General features: G+C 62.5%; 19 protein-coding genes. All 19 read right to left on the bottom strand.

Annotation, left to right across the window (positions count from 1 at the left end; translation table 11 throughout):
• Nucleotides 1-7: 7 nt before the first annotated feature.
• A complete protein-coding gene (gene rplX, locus C664_RS09190) occupies nucleotides 8-325 on the bottom strand; it encodes a 50S ribosomal protein L24 (RefSeq protein WP_004258231.1) in 318 nt (105 codons plus the stop codon).
• Nucleotides 326-336: 11 nt separating this feature from the next.
• Nucleotides 337-705: a 50S ribosomal protein L14 gene (gene rplN, locus C664_RS09185; RefSeq protein WP_004258229.1), complete on the bottom strand. Its 369-nt coding sequence runs from the start codon at nucleotides 703-705 to the stop codon at nucleotides 337-339.
• 152 nt (nucleotides 706-857) lie between these two features.
• Nucleotides 858-1,127, bottom strand: a complete 270-nt coding sequence (gene rpsQ / locus C664_RS09180) for a 30S ribosomal protein S17 (RefSeq protein ID WP_004258226.1) — start codon at nucleotides 1,125-1,127, stop codon at nucleotides 858-860.
• On the bottom strand, nucleotides 1,124-1,318 hold the full coding sequence (rpmC, locus tag C664_RS09175; protein WP_004258225.1) for a 50S ribosomal protein L29: 195 nt from the start codon (nucleotides 1,316-1,318) through the stop codon (nucleotides 1,124-1,126). Before rpmC ends, rpsQ begins: the two co-directional genes overlap by 4 nt.
• Before the next feature lie 2 nt (nucleotides 1,319-1,320).
• Entirely contained in the window at nucleotides 1,321-1,737 is a 417-nt protein-coding gene (rplP, locus tag C664_RS09170; protein ID WP_004258222.1) for a 50S ribosomal protein L16, read from the bottom strand.
• The gene (gene rpsC, locus C664_RS09165) at nucleotides 1,737-2,507 is read right to left on the bottom strand and encodes a 30S ribosomal protein S3 (RefSeq protein WP_004258219.1); all 771 of its coding nucleotides are present in this window, start codon (nucleotides 2,505-2,507) and stop codon (nucleotides 1,737-1,739) included. Before rpsC ends, rplP begins: the two co-directional genes overlap by 1 nt.
• Before the next feature lie 9 nt (nucleotides 2,508-2,516).
• Complete coding sequence (gene rplV / locus C664_RS09160) at nucleotides 2,517-2,846, bottom strand: 50S ribosomal protein L22 (RefSeq protein ID WP_004258218.1); 330 nt, start codon at nucleotides 2,844-2,846, stop codon at nucleotides 2,517-2,519.
• Between the two features lie 9 nt (nucleotides 2,847-2,855).
• Complete coding sequence (gene rpsS, locus C664_RS09155) at nucleotides 2,856-3,131, bottom strand: 30S ribosomal protein S19 (RefSeq protein WP_004258198.1); 276 nt, start codon at nucleotides 3,129-3,131, stop codon at nucleotides 2,856-2,858.
• Between the two features lie 10 nt (nucleotides 3,132-3,141).
• Nucleotides 3,142-3,969, bottom strand: coding sequence for a 50S ribosomal protein L2 (gene rplB / locus C664_RS09150; protein ID WP_004258193.1), 828 nt, complete (start codon nucleotides 3,967-3,969; stop codon nucleotides 3,142-3,144).
• Nucleotides 3,970-3,975: 6 nt separating this feature from the next.
• On the bottom strand, nucleotides 3,976-4,281 hold the full coding sequence (gene rplW / locus C664_RS09145; protein WP_004258188.1) for a 50S ribosomal protein L23: 306 nt from the start codon (nucleotides 4,279-4,281) through the stop codon (nucleotides 3,976-3,978).
• On the bottom strand, nucleotides 4,278-4,898 hold the full coding sequence (gene rplD / locus C664_RS09140) for a 50S ribosomal protein L4 (RefSeq protein ID WP_004258181.1): 621 nt from the start codon (nucleotides 4,896-4,898) through the stop codon (nucleotides 4,278-4,280). Before rplD ends, rplW begins: the two co-directional genes overlap by 4 nt.
• A 10-nt stretch (nucleotides 4,899-4,908) precedes the next feature.
• A complete protein-coding gene (rplC, locus tag C664_RS09135; RefSeq protein ID WP_004258176.1) occupies nucleotides 4,909-5,547 on the bottom strand; it encodes a 50S ribosomal protein L3 in 639 nt (212 codons plus the stop codon).
• A gap of 112 nt (nucleotides 5,548-5,659) precedes the next feature.
• The gene (gene rpsJ, locus C664_RS09130; protein ID WP_004258173.1) at nucleotides 5,660-5,971 is read right to left on the bottom strand and encodes a 30S ribosomal protein S10; all 312 of its coding nucleotides are present in this window, start codon (nucleotides 5,969-5,971) and stop codon (nucleotides 5,660-5,662) included.
• A 63-nt stretch (nucleotides 5,972-6,034) separates the two neighbouring features.
• The gene (gene tuf / locus C664_RS09125) at nucleotides 6,035-7,225 is read right to left on the bottom strand and encodes an elongation factor Tu (protein WP_004258139.1); all 1,191 of its coding nucleotides are present in this window, start codon (nucleotides 7,223-7,225) and stop codon (nucleotides 6,035-6,037) included.
• Nucleotides 7,226-7,255: 30 nt separating this feature from the next.
• The gene (gene fusA / locus C664_RS09120) at nucleotides 7,256-9,355 is read right to left on the bottom strand and encodes an elongation factor G (RefSeq protein WP_004258169.1); all 2,100 of its coding nucleotides are present in this window, start codon (nucleotides 9,353-9,355) and stop codon (nucleotides 7,256-7,258) included.
• Between the two features lie 108 nt (nucleotides 9,356-9,463).
• Entirely contained in the window at nucleotides 9,464-9,934 is a 471-nt protein-coding gene (rpsG, locus tag C664_RS09115) for a 30S ribosomal protein S7 (protein WP_004258166.1), read from the bottom strand.
• Between the two features lie 33 nt (nucleotides 9,935-9,967).
• Nucleotides 9,968-10,345, bottom strand: a complete 378-nt coding sequence (gene rpsL, locus C664_RS09110) for a 30S ribosomal protein S12 (RefSeq protein WP_004258162.1) — start codon at nucleotides 10,343-10,345, stop codon at nucleotides 9,968-9,970.
• Between the two features lie 133 nt (nucleotides 10,346-10,478).
• Nucleotides 10,479-14,693, bottom strand: coding sequence for a DNA-directed RNA polymerase subunit beta' (gene rpoC / locus C664_RS09105; RefSeq protein ID WP_004258159.1), 4,215 nt, complete (start codon nucleotides 14,691-14,693; stop codon nucleotides 10,479-10,481).
• Nucleotides 14,694-14,779: 86 nt separating this feature from the next.
• Nucleotides 14,780-18,913: a DNA-directed RNA polymerase subunit beta gene (rpoB, locus tag C664_RS09100; protein ID WP_004258157.1), complete on the bottom strand. Its 4,134-nt coding sequence runs from the start codon at nucleotides 18,911-18,913 to the stop codon at nucleotides 14,780-14,782.
• Nucleotides 18,914-18,944 lie beyond the last annotated feature (31 nt).

The following is an 18,944-nucleotide window of genomic DNA, read 5'->3' as shown; positions in this document are numbered from 1 at the left end:
TCACTCCTTAGGCGTTCACCAGCTCGCCGTTCGACTTGAAGAAGCGGACCTTGCGGCCGTCTTCAAGCGTCTTGATCCCGATGCGATCACCCTTCTGGGTAGCGGGATTGAACAGCGCGACGTTCGAAACATGGATCGGCATCTCCTTCTCGACGATGCCACCCACTTCACCCTTCAGCGGATTCGGGCGCACATGCTTCTTGACCCGATTCACACCCTCGACCACGACGCGCTCGTCATCGACGCGGCGCAGCACAGTGCCACGACGGCCACGATCCTTGCCCGTCAGCACCACCACTTCGTCACCCTTGCGGATCTTGTTCATCTAGCGACTCCTCAGAGCACTTCAGGCGCCAGCGAGACGATCTTCATGAACCGCTCGGAGCGCAGCTCACGCGTCACCGGCCCGAAGATACGGGTGCCGATCGGCTCAAGCTTGTTGTTCAGGAGGACGGCCGCGTTGTTGTCGAACTTGACCAGCGAGCCGTCAGGACGACGAACACCCTTGGCAGTACGAACCACCACGGCGTTATAGACGTCACCCTTCTTCACACGACCGCGCGGCGCGGCATCTTTCACGGTGACCTTGATGATGTCGCCAATGCCGGCATAGCGGCGCTTGGAACCACCCAGGACCTTGATGCACATCACCGAGCGCGCGCCGGTGTTGTCGGCCACGTCCAGTCTGGACTGCATTTGAATCATGAAAATATCTCCAACTTATCCCGCATGTGCGGACAGTCTTGGAACCCGTCAGGGTAGGATGCCCCGAGCGAGCCCCGGAGCAAAGAGGCAAAAGTATAACAGCCTGGCACCAAGGCGCCAAGCTGTTTTTTCGTTTGCTACTTACTCACTACTCAGATGACACGTGCCTTCTCGAGCACCTTGGCGACACGCCAGGTCTTGGTGCGCGAGATCGGACGGCATTCCTCGATTTCAACGAGGTCGCCAGCCGCCGCCACGCCGTCTTCGACGTGGGCGTGGTACTTCGCCGAACGCGTGATGATCTTGCCGTAGAGCGGGTGCTTGACCCGGCTCTCGACGAGGACCGTCACGGTCTTCTGCATCTTGTCGCTCACCACACGCCCAACCAGCGCGCGGCGAACCTTTTGAACTTGCTCGCTCATTGCTGACCCGCCTTTTCGCGCAGGATGGTACGCACGCGCGCGATGTCGCGACGAACCTTCCCGATCTGACTCGTATTGCCCAACTGCTGCGTCGCATGCTGCATGCGCAGCGAAAACTGCGCCTTCAGCAGGTCGAGCAGCTCCGTGTTCAGCTCATCAGCGCTCTTGGCGCGGAGATCACTCGCTTTCATGCTCAAGCTCCCACCATGCGAGTCACGAACACCGTTTCGATCGGGAGCTTCGCGGCAGCAAGCCGGAATGCTTCACGAGCGAGGGCCTCGTCCACGCCATCCATTTCATACAGCACCTTGCCGGGCTGGATCTCGGCAACCCAGTACTCCGGGTTACCCTTGCCGTTACCCATACGAACTTCGGCGGGCTTCTTCGAGATCGGCTTGTCCGGGAAGATGCGGATCCAGATGCGACCACCGCGCTTGATGTGGCGGGTCATCGCACGACGCGCGGATTCGATCTGGCGCGCCGTCAGTCGGCCACGACCGACCGCCTTCAGACCGTATTCGCCGAAGGACACCTTCGCACCACGGGTAGCGATACCCGTGTTGCGGCCCTTCTGCTCCTTGCGATACTTCCTTCTAGTCGGCTGCAGCATCATTCACCCCTGCTTTCTTCTTGCCGGCCTTCGCCACGACGGGCGGGACGACGACCCGGACGGCCTTCGCCATCACGCGGGGCGCCACGGCGGCCACGGCGGTTGTCGGCTTCCGGCTCGGCAGCAACCGGCTGTTCATTGCGACCCAGCATCTCGCCCTTGAACACCCACACCTTGATGCCGATGATGCCGTAGGTCGTCTTCGCTTCCGAAACACCGTAGTCGATGTTGGCGCGCAGGGTGTGCAGCGGCACACGGCCTTCGCGATACCACTCGGTACGGGCGATTTCGGCACCGTTCAGACGACCTGAGCTCATGATCTTGATGCCCTGGGCACCCAGACGCATCGCGTTCTGCATCGCGCGCTTCATCGCGCGGCGGAACATGATGCGCTTCTCGAGCTGCTGCGCGATCGAATCGGCGATCAGCTTGGCGTCGACTTCGGGCTTACGCACTTCCTCGATGTTGACGTGAACGGGCACGCCGACGATCTTCTGCAGGTCGCGCTTCAGCGCCTCGATGTCTTCACCCTTCTTGCCGATGACCACACCGGGACGTGCGCTGTACAGCGTGACGCGCGCATTCTTGGCCGGACGCTCGATGATGACGCGACCCACCGATGCGTGCGCCAGACGCTTCTTGAGGTACTCACGGACCTTCAGGTCCTCGTGCAGCATGCCGGCGTAGTCGCGGCTGGAAGCGAACCAGCGCGAACCCCAGTCACGCGTGACGGCGAGGCGGAAGCCAGTGGGATTGATTTTCTGACCCATGTTTACTCCTTACTCGCCGACAGTCACGTAGACGTGGCAGGTGGGCTTGAGGATGCGGTTGCCGCGACCCTTCGCACGCGCGGTGAAGCGCTTGAGCGTCATGCCCTCTTCCACGTGAATGGTCTTGACCTTCAGCGCGTCGATATCGGCACCGTCGTTGTGCTCGGCATTCGCGATTGCGGACTCGACCACCTTGCGGATGATCTTGGCGCCCTTCTTCGGCGAGAAGGCCAGAATGTTGAGCGCCTGCTCGACGGACTTGCCGCGAACCAGATCGGCGACCAGACGGCCCTTCTGGGCCGACAGGCGTACGCCACGGAGAATTGCTTTGGTTTCCATGTCGTCCTCTTAGCGCTTGGCCTTCTTGCTGGCGGCGTGACCCTTGAAGGTACGCGTCAGCGCGAACTCACCCAGCTTGTGGCCGACCATGTTTTCGGTCACGAACACGGGAATGTGCTGCTTGCCGTTATGCACGGCAATCGTCAGACCGATGAAGTCGGGCAGGATCGTGGAGCGACGCGACCAGGTCTTGATCGGGCGCTTGTCGTTGCTCGTCCGAGCCGCGTCGACCTTCTTCAGGAGGTGCGCGTCGATGAACGGGCCTTTCTTGATAGAACGTGCCATCTTTTACCCCTTAACGCTTATGACGACGCTGCACGATCATGTTGTCGGTGCGCTTGTTGCTGCGGGTGCGATAACCCTTGGCAGGCGTACCCCACGGGCTGACCGGCTCGCGAGCCTCACCGGTGCGGCCTTCGCCGCCACCGTGCGGGTGATCGACCGGGTTCATCGCCACGCCGCGAACGGTCGGGCGAATACCACGCCAGCGATTCGCACCCGCCTTGCCGATCTTGCGCAGGCCATGCTCTTCGTTGCCGACTTCGCCGATGGTTGCACGGCACTCGACATGCACGCGGCGGATTTCGCCCGAGCGCAGACGAAGCTGAGCGTATGCGCCTTCACGCGCAAGCAGCTGAACCGAAGTACCGGCAGCGCGTGCGATCTGGGCGCCCTTGCCCGGCGTCATCTCGATGCAGTGAATCGTCGAACCGACCGGGATGTTGCGGATCGGCAGGGCGTTGCCCGGCTTGATCGGGGCCTCGGCGCCGCTCAGCAGCTGCTGACCGACTTCGACGCCACGCGGAGCGATGATGTAGCGACGCTCGCCATCGGCGTAGCACAGCAGCGCGATGTGCGCCGAACGGTTCGGGTCGTACTCGATACGCTCGACCTTCGCCGGGATGCCGTCCTTGTTCCGACGGAAGTCAACGAGGCGATAGTGCTGCTTGTGACCACCACCCTGGTGGCGCACCGTAATACGACCGTTGTTGTTACGACCGGCGTTCTTGCTCTGCTTCTCGACCAGGGACGCAACCGGACGACCCTTGTAGAGGTCCGGATTGACAACCTTGACCTGGGCGCGACGGCCGGCAGAGGTAGGCTTGAGTTTTACGATTGCCATGATCTATCACTCCCCAGCCGCAAAGTTGATTTCCTGGCCGGGCTTCAGGCACACAAAAGCCTTCTTCCAGTCCTTGCGACGACCCATGGTCTTGCCGAAGCGCTTGCTCTTGCCCTTGACGTTCAAGACCTGCACCGACTTGACCTCGACCTTGAAGAGCGCCTCGACGGCCGCCTTCACTTCGGGCTTGGTTGCATCGGCAGCGACTTTGAACACCACCTGCTCATTCTTGTCGGCGACGAAAGTCGCCTTCTCGGAGATCTGCGGGGCGAGCAGCACCTGCAGCAGACGTTCCTGACTGATCGCGCTCATTGCCACGCTTCCTCCATCTTCGCCAGCGCACCCTTGGTGACCAGCACCTTCGGGAAACGCACCAGCGACACCGGATCCGCTTCGTTGACTTCCAACACCAGAACCTGGTGCAGGTTGCGCGAAGACAGGAACAGGTTCTCGTCGATTTCGTCGGTGATGACCAGGACGGAATCCAGGCCCATACCCTTCAGCTTCTGCGACAACAGACGAGTCTTCGGCGCCTCGACGCTGAAGCTATCCACGATCGCGAGACGATCTTCACGCGCCAGCTGCGAGAGGATCGCCGCCACGCCGGCGCGATACATCTTGCGGTTGACCTTCTGGCTGAAGTTCTCGTCCGGGGTATTCGGGAAGATCTTGCCGCCCCCGCGCCACAGCGGGCTCGAGGCCATACCGGCACGTGCATTGCCCGTACCCTTCTGACGGAAGGGCTTGCGGGTCGACTTGGCGATCTCCGAGCGGCCCTTCTGCTTGCGGTTGCCCGAGCGCGCATTCGCCATGTAGGCGGTCACGACCTGGTGCACCAGCGCTTCGTTGTAGTCACGACCAAACAGCACATCCGACGCTTCCAGCGTCGACGCGGCCTGACCCTGATCATTCAAGAGTTTCAGTTCCATTCCGCGCTCCTTAGGCCTTGACCGCCGGGCAAACGAGCACGTCGCCGCCCTTCGAACCCGGCACTGCACCCTTCACCAGCAGCAGCTGACGCTCGACATCCACGCGAACGATCTCCAGACCCTGGGTCGTGCGCTGCACGTTGCCGTACTGACCAGCCATGCGCTTACCCGGGAAGACACGACCCGGATCCTGCGCCATACCGATCGAACCCGGCGAATTGTGCGAGATGGAGTTACCGTGAGAGGCACGGTTCGACGAGAAGTTGTGACGCTTGATCGGACCCGAAAAGCCCTTACCGATCGTCACACCCGTCACATCAACCTTTTGACCAACCTGGAACAGGTCAGCCTTGATCACATCACCCGCATTGAAGCCGGCAACCTGATCCTCAGCGATGCGGAATTCCTTCATGCCGCGGCAGGGCTCGACACCCGCCTTGGCCAGATGGCCTGCAACCGGCTTGGTGATGCGGCTGGCGCGACGCTTACCATAAGCGACCTGCACCGCGGCATAACCGTCGGTCTCAACCGTCTTGATCTGGGACACACGATTGTCCGACACGTCAAGCACCGTCACCGGGATGGTACGACCATCCTCGGCGAAGATGCGAGTCATGCCGACCTTGCGTCCAACAAGGCCTAGACTCATTTTTTTCTCCTGAATCCCGGTTGCGATTGACCGGGGGTCACAATTAATGCGCCAAAAGGCACAAAGGCCGGATTATACCGGCCTACTCGAAACTTCTGCAAGCAGGGATCGCTTACTGAAGCTTGATCTCGACATCCACACCCGCCGGAAGATCCAGCTTCATCAGCGCATCGACCGTCTTGTCGGTCGGATCGATGATGTCCATCAGGCGCTGGTGAGTGCGGATTTCCATCTGGTCACGCGACGACTTGTTGACGTGCGGCGAGCGCAGCAGGTCGAATCGCTCGATGCGGGTCGGCAGCGGAACGGGACCGCGAACCACGGCGCCGGTGCGCTTGGCGGTTTCAACGATCTCGAGGGCCGACTGGTCGATCAGGCGGTAGTCGAAAGCTTTCAGACGGATGCGGATTTTCTGGTTCTGCATGGTTTTTCCTAAAGAGCGAAAAGAGCGGAAGGCGGAGCCGCGAAGCCCCGCCCAAATCGAGTCTTACTCGATGATCTTGGCGACGACGCCGGCGCCGACGGTACGGCCGCCTTCGCGGATCGCGAAGCGCAGGCCTTCTTCCATGGCGATCGGGGCGATCAGCTTGACGGTGATCGACACGTTGTCGCCCGGCATGACCATCTCGGTGCCTTCAGGCAGCGCGATCGAACCGGTCACGTCCGTCGTACGGAAGTAGAACTGCGGACGGTAGTTGTTGAAGAACGGCGTGTGACGGCCACCTTCTTCCTTCGACAGCACGTAGATCTCGCCGGTGAAGTGGGTGTGCGGGGTGATCGAACCCGGCTTGCACAGCACCTGACCGCGCTCGACATCTTCACGCTTGGTGCCGCGCAGCAGCACGCCGACGTTGTCACCGGCCTGACCCTGATCCAGCAGCTTGCGGAACATTTCCACGCCGGTGCAGGTGGTCTTGACCGTGGGCTTGATGCCGACGATTTCGATTTCCTCGCCAACCTTGACGATGCCACGCTCGACACGACCGGTCACCACGGTACCGCGGCCCGAGATCGAGAACACGTCTTCGATCGGCAGCAGGAACGGCTTGTCGATCGCGCGCTCCGGGGTCGGGATGTAGCTGTCCAGCGCTTCGGCCAGGCGCATGATCGCCGGCTCGCCGATGTCGGACTGGTCGCCTTCGAGCGCCTTCAGCGCCGAACCCTTGACGATGGGAATGTCGTCGCCCGGGAAGTCGTACTTCGACAGCAGCTCGCGCACTTCCATCTCGACCAGCTCGAGCAGCTCTTCGTCGTCGACCATGTCGCACTTGTTCAGGAACACGACGATGTACGGCACACCGACCTGACGCGCCAGCAGGATGTGCTCGCGGGTCTGCGGCATCGGGCCGTCAGCGGCCGAGCACACCAGGATCGCACCGTCCATCTGGGCCGCGCCGGTGATCATGTTCTTGACGTAGTCCGCGTGACCCGGACAGTCAACGTGCGCGTAGTGGCGCGTCGCGGTCTCGTACTCGACGTGCGAGGTGTTGATGGTGATGCCGCGCGCCTTCTCTTCCGGCGCGCTGTCGATTGCATCGTAGCCCTTCGCTTCGCCACCGAACTTCTTCGACAGGATCGTGGTGATCGCCGCGGTCAGCGTGGTCTTGCCGTGGTCAACGTGGCCGATGGTGCCGACGTTCACGTGCGGCTTGGTACGTTCGAACTTACCCTTTGCCATGTTCGTGAGTCCTTGAGTTGAGTGTGTTGATTACTTACGGCTGCTGATGACGGCTTCGGCAACGCTCTTCGGAGCTTCAGCATAGTGCTTGAACTCCATCGAGTAGGTTGCGCGACCCTGGGTCAGCGAGCGCAGCTGGGTAGCGTAGCCGAACATTTCGGCAAGCGGCACCTCGGCCTTGACTTCCTTCATCCCGCCCGGGATGTCATCCATGCCCTGGACGATGCCACGACGACCAGACAGATCGCCCATGACGTTACCCATGTAGTCTTCCGGAGTCTCGACCACGACCGCCATCATGGGCTCGAGCAGCACGGGGCTGGCGCGACGCATTGCTTCCTTGAAAGCCATCGAACCGGCCATCTTGAACGCGTTTTCGTTCGAGTCCACGTCGTGGTACGAACCGAAGTGCAGCGTGACCTTGACGTCGACCACCGGGAAGCCCGCCAGAATGCCGTTGTTGAGCGTTTCCTGGATGCCCTTGTCGACCGCCGGGATGTACTCTCGCGGAACCACGCCACCCTTGACGGCATCCACGAACTCGTAACCCTTGCCCTGCTCCGCCGGCTCGAGGTTGATGACCACGTGACCGTACTGACCACGACCGCCCGACTGCTTGACGAACTTGCCTTCGACGTCGTTCGCGGCCTTGCGGATCGTCTCGCGGTAAGCCACCTGCGGCGCACCGACGTTGGCTTCGACGTTGAATTCACGCTTCATGCGGTCGACGATGATCTCGAGGTGAAGCTCACCCATACCCGAGATGATGGTCTGCCCCGACTCTTCGTCCGTGCGCACGCGGAACGACGGATCTTCGGCCGCGAGTCGCGACAGCGCCAGACCCATCTTCTCCTGGTCGCTCTTGGTCTTCGGCTCGACGGCGACGTGGATCACCGGGTCCGGGAAAACCATGCGCTCGAGGATGACAGGCGCCGACACGTCACACAGCGTCTCGCCGGTGGTGACATCCTTCAGGCCGACCACGGCCGCGATGTCACCCGCCAGCACTTCCTTGATCTCTTCACGATCATTGGCGTGCATCTGGAGGATCCGGCCGATCCGTTCCTTCTTGCCCTTGATCGAGTTCAGGACGGTGGAGCCCGACTCGAGCACGCCCGAATAAACGCGGATGAAGGTCAGCTGACCGACAAAGGGGTCGGTCATCAGCTTGAACGCGAGCGCCGAGAACTTCTCGTCATCCTTGGCGTAGCGAACCACTTCCTTGTCATCGTCATCGACACCGGCCACAGGCGGAATGTCGATCGGCGACGGCAGGTACTGGATGACCGCGTCCAGCATGCGCTGCACGCCCTTGTTCTTGAACGCGGTACCGCAAAGCATCGGCTGAATTTCGCACGCGAGCGTACGGGCACGCAGACCGGCAACGATCTCGCCTTCGGACAGTTCGCCTTCCTCGAGGTACTTGTTCATCAGTTCCTCGCTGGCCTCGGCTGCCGCCTCGATCATGCTGGCGCGCCACTCTTCCGCGGTCGCCATCAACTCGGCCGGGATCTCGTGATACTCGAACTTCATGCCTTGGGACGCTTCGTCCCAGATGATCGCCTTCATCTTCAGAAGATCGACGACACCCGTGAAGCTATCCTCAGCACCGATCGGGATGACCACCGGAACCGGATTGGCCTTGAGGCGCGTCTTCATCTGGTCGACGACCTTGAAGAAGTTCGCACCCGACCGGTCCATCTTGTTCACGAAGGCAAGACGCGGCACCCGGTGCTTGGTCGCCTGACGCCACACGGTTTCCGACTGCGGCTGCACACCACCCACGGCGCAGTACACCATGCAAGCGCCATCAAGGACGCGCATCGAGCGCTCGACTTCGATGGTGAAGTCGACGTGACCCGGGGTGTCGATGATGTTGAAACGGTGCTCGGGAAGCGAGCGATCCATGCCCTTCCAGAAGCAGGTCACCGCAGAGGACGTAATGGTGATGCCACGCTCCTGCTCCTGCACCATCCAGTCGGTGGTCGCTGCACCATCATGCACCTCACCGAGCTTATGGCTCACGCCGGTGTAGAAGAGGATACGCTCGGTCGTAGTCGTCTTGCCGGCGTCAATGTGAGCGGAGATACCGATGTTGCGGTAGCGCTCGATGGGTGTCTTGCGAGCCACGTTATACCTGCCTTCTGTTATGCGCGCCGTAGACGCGATCAACGAATTTCTTGCGTTAGAAAACAATCGAGCCCTATACAGGGCCCGAGTTACCGCCACCGACCAGAATCAGAAGCGGAAGTGCGAGAACGCCTTGTTGGCTTCAGCCATGCGGTGAACTTCCTCGCGCTTCTTCATGGCGGCGCCGCGGCCTTCAGCAGCCTCGAGCAGCTCACCAGCGAGACGCTGAGCCATGGACTTCTCGGCACGCTTGCGCGCAGCTTCGCGCAGCCAGCGCATCGACAGCGCCATGCGGCGCGACGGACGCACTTCGACCGGCACCTGGTAGTTGGCACCACCGACGCGACGGCTCTTGACCTCGACCACCGGCTTCACGTTGCCCACGGCAGCGGCGAACACTTCCAGCGGATCCTTGCTGGACTTGGACGTGATGTGATTGAACGCGCCATAGACGATGCGCTCGGCAACGGACTTCTTGCCCGACTGCATGATCACGTTAATGAACTTCGAAACGTCCTGGCTACCGAACTTCGGATCGGGCAGGACTTCGCGCTTGGGTACTTCACGACGACGCGGCATGACAACCTCTCGCTAAATTTCTTAGGCCAACAATCAGGCTTTCTTCGGACGCTTCGCGCCGTACTTGGAGCGCGACTGCTTACGATCCTTGACACCCTGCAAGTCGAGGGAGCCGCGAACGATGTGGTAACGCACACCCGGCAAATCCTTGACACGACCGCCCCGGATCAGAACAACCGAGTGCTCCTGCAGGTTGTGACCTTCACCACCGATGTACGAGATGACCTCGAAACCATTGGTCAGGCGGACCTTGGCGACCTTACGCAGCGCCGAGTTCGGCTTCTTCGGGGTCGTGGTATAGACGCGGGTGCACACACCACGCTTCTGAGGACAAGCTTCCAGGGCAGGAACCTTGCTCTTCGAAGCTTCCATCTGGCGCGGCTTGCGGACAAGCTGATTGATTGTTGGCATAGCTTAAGAATTTCCCAAAAAACCGAGGCAGCCCACCACGGGCCGCCTCGGGCGGATTATTCCGGCTGCGACTGACTACGATTGGTCAGTCCACAAAAAGAGGCCGGAGTTTATTCCGAGACGACAGAAAAAGTCAACTGGCCTCGCTGTCCTGCTGTGTTTCGCTCGAAGCTTCGACAGGCGCCCAAGCGTGCTCGGCCCCCAGATCCATGCCTTGCTCCTGCGCCTTGCGGCTGCGGTGGTAGGCGAGACCCGTACCGGCCGGGATCAGACGGCCGACAATCACGTTTTCCTTCAGGCCACGCAGTTCGTCGCGCTTGCCCATGATCGCCGCCTCGGTCAACACGCGCGTCGTCTCCTGGAAGGACGCCGCGGAGATGAAGGAGTCGGTCGACAACGAAGCCTTGGTGATACCGAGCAGCACGTTCTCGTACTGCGCCGGCAGCTTGCCTTCGGCTTCCATGCGGTCGTTCTCGTCCAGCACTTCCGAACGCTCGACCTGCTCCTCGCGGATGAAGCGGGTGTCGCCCGGATCGGTGATGACCACGCGCCGCAGCATCTGGCGCACGATCACCTCGATGTGCTTGTCGTTGATCTTCACACCCTGCAGACGATAGACGTCCTGCACCTCATCGATGATGTAGCGCGCCAGCTCGCTGATCCCCTGCAGGCGCAGGATGTCGTGCGGGTCGGCCGGACCGTCGACGATGAGTTCGCCCTTGTTCACCACCTGACCATCGTGGACCATCAGGTGCTTGTCCTTCGGGATCAGGAACTCGTGTGCCGTGCCGTCGGGCTCGGTGATGACGAGACGCTGCTTGCCCTTGGTTTCCTTGCCGAAGGACACCGTACCGGTGTACTCCGCCAGCAGGCCGGCGTCCTTCGGCGCACGAGCTTCGAACAGTTCCGCCACGCGCGGCAGACCACCGGTGATGTCGCGCGTCTTTGCAGACTCCTGCGGAATACGCGCCATGATGTCACCGACGCCGATCTGCTGGCCGTCCTTCACGGTGATCAGCGAACCGACCTGGAAGGTGATCGCCACGGCGTGATCGGTACCTGCGATCTTGACCTCTTCGCCGTTGTCGTCCAGCAGCTTGACCTGCGGACGCACACCCTTGGTGCTGCCGGTGCTGGAACGCCGCTTCGAGTCGATGACCACCAGCGTCGACAGGCCGGTCACTTCGTCGATCTGCTTGGCGACGGTCGCGCCTTCCTCGACGTTCTCGAACTTCACGGTACCGGCATACTCGGTCACGATCGGACGGGTATGCGGGTCCCAGGTGGCGAGTTGCGTGCCCGCCTTGACGGTCGCGCCGTCGTCGACCAGCAGCATTGCGCCGTAGGGCAGCTTGTGACGCTCGCGTTCGCGACCCATGTCGTCGGCGACCACGACCTCGGCCGAGCGCGCGATGACGACCTTCTCGCCCTTGGCGTTGGAGACGTAGCGCATGTTGCCGGCGAAACGGATCGTGCCGCCGGACTTGGCTTCGACGCCGCTGGCAGCCGCAGCCCGCGAGGCCGCACCACCAACGTGGAAGGTTCGCATGGTCAGCTGGGTGCCCGGCTCGCCGATCGACTGGGCGGCGATGACGCCCACCGCCTCACCGGCGTTGACCATCGAACCGCGGCCGAGGTCGCGGCCATAGCACTTGGCACACAGGCCGTAGCGCGTTTCGCAGGTCAGCGGCGTACGCACCTTGACCTCGTCTACACCCAGGCTCTCGATCAGGTCGACCGCATTCTCGTCGAGCAGGCTGCCCGCCTCGATCTCGGTTTCCTGCGTATCGGGATTCACGACGTCCTCCGCCGTGACACGGCCCAGAATGCGCTCACGCAGCGGCTCGACGACTTCACCGCCCTCGATCAGCGCCTTCATCGCGAAACCGTCACGCGTGCCACAATCGTCCTCGATGACCACCAGATCCTGCGTGACATCGACCAGACGACGCGTCAGGTAACCCGAGTTTGCGGTCTTCAGCGCGGTGTCGGCCAGACCCTTACGGGCGCCGTGCGTCGAGATGAAGTACTGCAGAACGTTCAGGCCTTCGCGGAAGTTCGTCGTGATCGGCGTCTCGATGATCGAGCCGTCCGGCTTCGCCATCAGGCCACGCATGCCGGCCAGTTGTCGGATCTGCGCCGCGGAACCGCGCGCGCCCGAGTCGGCCATCATGTAAATCGAGTTGAACGACTCCTGACGGACGGTCTTGCCTTCGCGGTTGACCACTTCCTCGGTGCCGAGCTGCTCCATCATCGCCTTGGCGACCTGGTCGCCGCAGCGCCCCCAGATATCCACGACCTTGTTGTAGCGCTCACCATCGGTCACCAGACCGGAGGTGTACTGCTGGGCGATCTCCTTGACCTCGGCTTCGGCTGCACGGATCAGATCGTGCTTGGCGGTCGGCACCAGCATGTCCTTGACCGCGATCGACAGACCGGCACGCGTCGCCAGCCGGTAGCCGAACTGCATCAGCTGGTCGGCGAAGATCACCGTCGCGCGCAGTCCGCAGCGCCGGAAGGAGGCGTTGATCAGCTTCGAGATCTCCTTCTTCTTCAGCGGCTTGTCGATGACGCTGAACGGCAGGCCTGCCGGCAGGATCTCCGACAGGATCGCGCGGCCGGCGGTCGTCTCGTAGCGGTTGATCTTCTCGATGCGCTCACCGTTGGGGCCGAGATCGGCCTCCTTCAGACGAACGGTGATGCGCGCATGCAGCGCGATCTGGCCGGATTCGTAGGCGCGCTTGACCTCCGCCACGTCGGCGAACAGCATGCCTTCGCCCGGCACGTTCACGCCCTCACGGGTCGCGTAGTACAGGCCGAGCACGATGTCTTGCGACGGCACGATGATCGGCTCACCGTTGGCAGGCGAGAGCACGTTGTTGGAAGCCAGCATCAGCGTACGCGCTTCCATCTGCGCCTCGAGCGACAGCGGGACGTGGACGGCCATCTGGTCGCCGTCGAAGTCGGCGTTGAACGCGACGCAGACCAGCGGATGGAGCTGGATTGCCTTGCCTTCGATCAGCACCGGCTCGAAAGCCTGGATGCCAAGACGGTGCAGCGTCGGTGCGCGGTTCAGCAGCACCGGATGCTCGCGGATCACCTCTTCGAGGATGTCCCACACCACCGGCTCCTGCGACTCCACCATCTTCTTGGCCTGCTTGATGGTCGTAGCCAGCCCCATCAGCTCGAGTTTGTTGAAGATGAAGGGCTTGAACAGTTCCAGCGCCATCAGCTTGGGCAGGCCGCACTGGTGCAGCTTGAGCTGCGGGCCCACGGTAATCACCGAACGGCCCGAGTAGTCGACGCGCTTGCCGAGCAGGTTCTGGCGGAAACGGCCGCCCTTGCCCTTGATCATGTCGGCCAACGACTTCAGCGGGCGCTTGTTGGCGCCGGTCATCGCCTTGCCGCGGCGGCCGTTGTCGAGCAGCGAGTCGACGGCTTCCTGCAGCATGCGCTTTTCGTTACGCACGATGATGTCGGGCGCCTTGAGCTCGAGCAGGCGCTTGAGGCGGTTGTTACGGTTGATGACGCGGCGATACAGATCGTTCAGGTCGGAGGTGGCGAAGCGGCCACCGTCCAGCGGCACGAGCGGACGCAGGTCGGGCGGCAGCACCGGCAACACTTCCAGCACCATCCACTCGGGCTTGATGCCGGACTGCTGGAAGGCCTCAAGCACCTTCAGGCGCTTCGAGAACTTCTTGATCTTGGCTTCGGAGTTGGTGGTTTCCAGGTCGCCACGCAGCTTCTCGACCTCGAGGTTCACGTCGAGCGTACGCAGCAGTTCGCGGATGCCCTCGGCGCCCATCACGGCGTCGAAATCGTCACCGTACTCCTCGACCTTGGCGAGGTAGTCGTCTTCGGTCAGCAGCTGAGCGCGGTTGAGCGGGGTCATGCCCGGCTCGACGACGACGAAGGCTTCGAAGTACAGGACGCGCTCGATGTCGCGCAGGGTCATGTCGAGCACCATGCCGAGACGGCTCGGCAGGCTCTTCAGGAACCAGATGTGGGCGACCGGTGAGGCCAGTTCGATGTGGCCCATGCGCTCACGGCGCACCTTCGACAGGGTCACTTCGACCCCGCACTTCTCGCAGATCACGCCGCGGTGCTTGAGGCGCTTGTACTTGCCGCACAGGCACTCGTAATCCTTGACCGGGCCGAAGATCTTGGCGCAGAACAGACCATCGCGTTCAGGCTTGAAGGTGCGGTAGTTGATGGTTTCCGGCTTCTTGACTTCGCCGTAGGACCAGGTGCGGATCTTGTCGGGCGAGGCGAGGCCGATGGTGATCGCATCGAACTCTTCCTCGTTCGGCAGGGTTTGCTTGAACAGATCAGCGAGCAGGCTTTTCATCTATCACTCCATCCGGGCCGCCGCATCGTGTGCGGCGGCCCCGGGATTCAATCGCAGGCGGGTTATCGGGAAGGAATCGGATGCGCTTATTTGCGGTCGAGATCGATGTCGATCGCGAGCGAACGGATTTCCTTCACCAGCACGTTGAAGGACTCCGGCATGCCGGAATCGATCTTGTGCTCGCCCTTGACGATGTTTTCGTACACCTTGGTCCGGCCGGTCACGTCATCGGACTTGACCGTCAGCATTTCCTGCAGCGTGTAGGCCGCACCGTACGCCTCCAGCGCCCAAACTTCCATCTCACCGAAGCGCTGGCCACCGAACTGCGCCTTGCCGCCCAGCGGCTGCTGGGTGACGAGCGAGTACGGGCCGGTCGAACGCGCGTGCATCTTGTCATCGACCAGGTGGTGCAGCTTGAGCACGTGCTTGTAGCCCACCGTCACCTTGCGCTCGAAGGCCTCGCCGGTACGGCCATCGAACAGCGTGACCTGACCGCGGACCGGCAGGCCGGCCAGCTCGAGCATCTGCTCGATCTCGGATTCCTTGGCACCGTCGAACACCGGGGTCGCGAAGGGCACGCCCTTCTTGAGGTTGCCTGCGAGATCCAGCACTTCGTCGTCGCTGAGGCCGGCGATGTCCTCGGCCTTGCCGCTGCCGTTGTAGATCTGGTCCATGAAGCCGCGCAGCTCGTCGGCCGACGCCTTGGCCTGCATCATCTTGTCGATCTGCTGGCCCAGGCCCTTCGCCGCCCAGCCGAGGTGCGTCTCGAGGATCTGGCCGATGTTCATCCGCGACGGAACGCCCAGCGGGTTCAGCACGATGTCCAGCGGCGTGCCGTCTTCCATGTAGGGCATGTCCTCGACCGGGACGATCTTCGACACGACACCCTTGTTACCGTGACGGCCGGCCATCTTGTCACCCGGCTGCAGGCGACGCTTGACGGCCAGGTACACCTTGACCATCTTCTGCACGCCCGGGGGCAGTTCGTCGCCCTGGGTGAGCTTCTTCTTCTTGATCTCGAAAGCCTGATCGAAGTCCTTGCGGGTGTTCTCCAGGCCCTCGCGCACCGCTTCGAGCTGGGTCGCCAGCGTCTCGTCGGCCATGCGGATGTCGAACCAGTGGTAGAACTCGAGCGAGTCGAGGTACTCCTCGGTCAGCACGGCGCCCTTGGCGAGCTTCTTCGGACCACCATTGGCCTTCTGGCCCAGGATCATGCGCTTGATACGGGCGAACGCGTCGCGTTCGACGATGCGCATCTGGTCGGCGAGGTCGGTCTTGAAGCTGCGCAGCTGGTCGTCGATGATCGACTGCGCGCGCTTGTCGCGCTCGATGCCTTCGCGGGTGAAGACCTGCACGTCGATAACGGTGCCGACCATGCCCGAGGGTACGCGCAGCGAGGTGTCCTTCACGTCGGACGCCTTCTCGCCGAAGATCGCGCGCAGCAGCTTCTCTTCCGGCGTCAGCTGGGTCTCGCCCTTCGGCGTGACCTTGCCCACCAGCACGTCGCCGGCTTCGACCTCGGCGCCGATGTACACGATGCCCGACTCATCCAGGCGCGACAGCTGCGCCTCGCCCAGCGACGCGATGTCGCGGGTGATTTCCTCGGGTCCGAGCTTGGTGTCACGGGCAACGACCGTCAGTTCCTCGACGTGGATCGAGGTGAAGCGATCGTCGGCGACCACGCGTTCGGAGATCAGGATCGAGTCTTCGAAGTTGTAGCCGTTCCACGGCATGAAGCCGACCAGCATGTTCTGGCCCAGCGCGAGCTCGCCGAGGTCGGTCGAGGCCCCATCGGCCACGACGTCGCCCTTGGCGATGCGATCGCCCACCTTCACCACCGGACGCTGGTTGATGTTGGTGTTCTGGTTCGAGCGGGTGTACTTGATCATGTTGTAGATGTCGACGCCGACTTCACCCGCGAGGGTCTCGTCGTCGTTCACCCGCACCACGATACGGTTCGCATCGACGTAGTCGACGATGCCGCCACGCATGGCCTGCACGGCGGTGCCCGAGTCGACCGCCACACGGCGCTCGATGCCGGTACCGACCAGGGGCTTCTCCGGACGCAGGCAGGGCACGGCCTGGCGCTGCATGTTGGCGCCCATCAGCGCGCGGTTCGCGTCGTCGTGCTCAAGGAACGGGATCAGCGAAGCGGCAACCGATACGATCTGGCCCGGCGCAACGTCCATGTACTGGACCATGTCCGAGGTCGCCAGCAGGAATTCACCCTTGTGGCGGCAGGACACGAGGTCGCCCGCCAGCATGCCGGCGGCGTCGATCTCGGCGTTCGCCTGCGCGATCACGTACTGGCCTTCCTCGATCGCCGACAGGAAATCGATCTGGTCGGTGACCTTGCCGTCGACCACCTTGCGGTACGGCGTCTCGAGGAAGCCGTGGCGGTTGGTGCGGGCATACACGGCCAGCGAGTTGATCAGACCGATGTTCGGGCCTTCCGGCGTCTCGATCGGGCACACCCGGCCGTAGTGCGTCGGGTGCACGTCGCGCACCTCGAAGCCGGCACGCTCGCGCGTCAGACCGCCCGGGCCCAGCGCCGAGACGCGACGCTTGTGCGTGATCTCGGACAGCGGGTTGGTCTGGTCCATGAACTGCGACAGCTGGCTGGAGCCGAAGAACTCCTTGATCGCGGCCGAGATCGGCTTGGCATTGATCAGATCGTGCGGCATCAGGTTGTCCGACTCGGCCTGCGACAGACGCTCCTTGACCGCGCGCTCGACGCGCACCAGGCCGGCGCGGAACTGGTTCTCGGCGAGTTCGCCGACCGAACGCACGCGGCGGTTGCCGAGGTGGTCGATGTCGTCGATCTCGCCGCGACCGTTGCGCAGCTCGACCAGCACGCCGATGACGGCCAGGATGTCTTCATTGACCAGCACGCCCGGGCCGTCTTCGCCCTGGGCGCCGACGCGCTCGTAGAAGCGCTTGAGCCAGCCCGGCGCCTTGTCGTCGATCTTCTCGGGATAGGCGCGGCGATTGAACTTCATGCGACCCACGGACGATAGGTCGTAACGCTCCTCGGCGTAGAACAGGCCGTTGAACAGACCTTCGACCGCGTCTTCGGTGGGCGGCTCGCCCGGACGCATCATGCGGTAGATCGCGACCTTGGCAGCCCACTGATCAGCGGTCTCGTCGATACGCAGGGTCTGCGAGATGTAGCCACCGCGATCGAGGTCGTTGATGTAGAGGGTACGCAGTTCGGTGACACCGGCGAGGCGCAGCTTGTCGAGCAGGTCCTCGGTGATCTCGTCGTTGGCGCGCGCCAGCACCTCACCGGTCTCGGGATCGGCGATGTCGTTGGCGATCACGCGACCGAGCACGAAGTCGTCGGGCACGCCGATTGTCTTGACCCCAGCCTGGTCGATCTCGCGGATATGCTTGGAGGTGATGCGCTTGTCACGCGCGACGATGATCTTGCCATCGGGGGTGACGATGTCGAAACGCGCCACCTCACCGCGCAGGCGATCGGGAACGAGCTCGAACTGAGCGCCCTCGCCCTGCAGGTGGAAGTTGTCGAAGTCGTGGAAGGTCGCGAGGATCTCTTCCGGCGTCATGCCAATGGCGCGCAACAGGATGGTGACCGGCATCTTCCGGCGGCGATCGACGCGGAAGTACAGGTAGTCCTTCGGGTCGAACTCGAAGTCGAGCCAGGAGCCGCGGTAGGGGATGATGCGGGCGGAGAACAGCAGCTTGCCCGACGAGTGCGTCTTGCCGCGGTCGTGCTCGAAGAACACGCCGGGCGAACGGTGCAGCTGCGACACGATGACGCGTTCGGTACCGTTGATCACGAAGGAACCGGTCGTGGTCATGAGCGGAATCTCGCCCATGTAGACTTCCTGCTCCTTGACCTCCTTGATGGTCTCCTTCGGCGCTTCGCGATCCATGATCACAAGGCGCACACGCGCGCGCAGCGGCGACGCGAACGTCAGCCCGCGCTGCTGGCACTCCTTCACGTCGAAGGCAGGCTCGCCCAGCATGTACTGGACGAACTCGAGCCGCGCGTTGCCGCTGTGACTCGAGATCGGGAAGATCGAGGAAAAGGCCGCCTGCAGGCCCTGGGTGCGCCTGGCTTCCGGCAGGGTTTCAGCCTGCAGGAACTCGGCAAACGACTCGATCTGGGTGGCGAGCAGGAAAGGCGCATCGAGCACGGCCGCGCGCTTGGCGAAGCTCTTGCGGATACGTTTCTTTTCAGTGTAGGAATACGCCATGGATGCTCCGGCTAGAGGGCTAACATCGGAA

The organism is Thauera sp. 63, assembly GCF_000310165.2.
GTDB lineage: Bacteria > Pseudomonadota > Gammaproteobacteria > Burkholderiales > Rhodocyclaceae > Thauera > Thauera humireducens.
The sequence above is the reverse complement of the archived record's forward strand: the minus strand, read 5'-3'. Positions and strand labels throughout refer to the sequence as shown.

What these genes read in the sequence shown, in the direction of transcription:
- rplB (WP_004258193.1), bottom strand. Translation starts at nt 3,969, where the DNA reads ATGGCAATCGTAAAACTCAAGCCTACCTCTGCCGGCCGTCGCGCCCAG.
- tuf (WP_004258139.1), bottom strand. Translation starts at nt 7,225, where the DNA reads ATGGCAAAGGGTAAGTTCGAACGTACCAAGCCGCACGTGAACGTCGGC.
- rplN (WP_004258229.1), bottom strand. Translation starts at nt 705, where the DNA reads ATGATTCAAATGCAGTCCAGACTGGACGTGGCCGACAACACCGGCGCG.
- rplW (WP_004258188.1), bottom strand. Translation starts at nt 4,281, where the DNA reads ATGAGCGCGATCAGTCAGGAACGTCTGCTGCAGGTGCTGCTCGCCCCG.
- rpoB (WP_004258157.1), bottom strand. Translation starts at nt 18,913, where the DNA reads ATGGCGTATTCCTACACTGAAAAGAAACGTATCCGCAAGAGCTTCGCC.
- rplC (WP_004258176.1), bottom strand. Translation starts at nt 5,547, where the DNA reads ATGAGTCTAGGCCTTGTTGGACGCAAGGTCGGCATGACTCGCATCTTC.
- rpsS (WP_004258198.1), bottom strand. Translation starts at nt 3,131, where the DNA reads ATGGCACGTTCTATCAAGAAAGGCCCGTTCATCGACGCGCACCTCCTG.
- rplD (WP_004258181.1), bottom strand. Translation starts at nt 4,898, where the DNA reads ATGGAACTGAAACTCTTGAATGATCAGGGTCAGGCCGCGTCGACGCTG.
- rpsG (WP_004258166.1), bottom strand. Translation starts at nt 9,934, where the DNA reads ATGCCGCGTCGTCGTGAAGTACCCAAGCGCGAAGTCCTGCCCGATCCG.
- rpmC (WP_004258225.1), bottom strand. Translation starts at nt 1,318, where the DNA reads ATGAAAGCGAGTGATCTCCGCGCCAAGAGCGCTGATGAGCTGAACACG.
- rplX (WP_004258231.1), bottom strand. Translation starts at nt 325, where the DNA reads ATGAACAAGATCCGCAAGGGTGACGAAGTGGTGGTGCTGACGGGCAAG.
- rplP (WP_004258222.1), bottom strand. Translation starts at nt 1,737, where the DNA reads ATGCTGCAGCCGACTAGAAGGAAGTATCGCAAGGAGCAGAAGGGCCGC.
- rpsL (WP_004258162.1), bottom strand. Translation starts at nt 10,345, where the DNA reads ATGCCAACAATCAATCAGCTTGTCCGCAAGCCGCGCCAGATGGAAGCT.
- rpsJ (WP_004258173.1), bottom strand. Translation starts at nt 5,971, where the DNA reads ATGCAGAACCAGAAAATCCGCATCCGTCTGAAAGCTTTCGACTACCGC.
- rpoC (WP_004258159.1), bottom strand. Translation starts at nt 14,693, where the DNA reads ATGAAAAGCCTGCTCGCTGATCTGTTCAAGCAAACCCTGCCGAACGAG.
- rplV (WP_004258218.1), bottom strand. Translation starts at nt 2,846, where the DNA reads ATGGAAACCAAAGCAATTCTCCGTGGCGTACGCCTGTCGGCCCAGAAG.
- rpsQ (WP_004258226.1), bottom strand. Translation starts at nt 1,127, where the DNA reads ATGAGCGAGCAAGTTCAAAAGGTTCGCCGCGCGCTGGTTGGGCGTGTG.
- rpsC (WP_004258219.1), bottom strand. Translation starts at nt 2,507, where the DNA reads ATGGGTCAGAAAATCAATCCCACTGGCTTCCGCCTCGCCGTCACGCGT.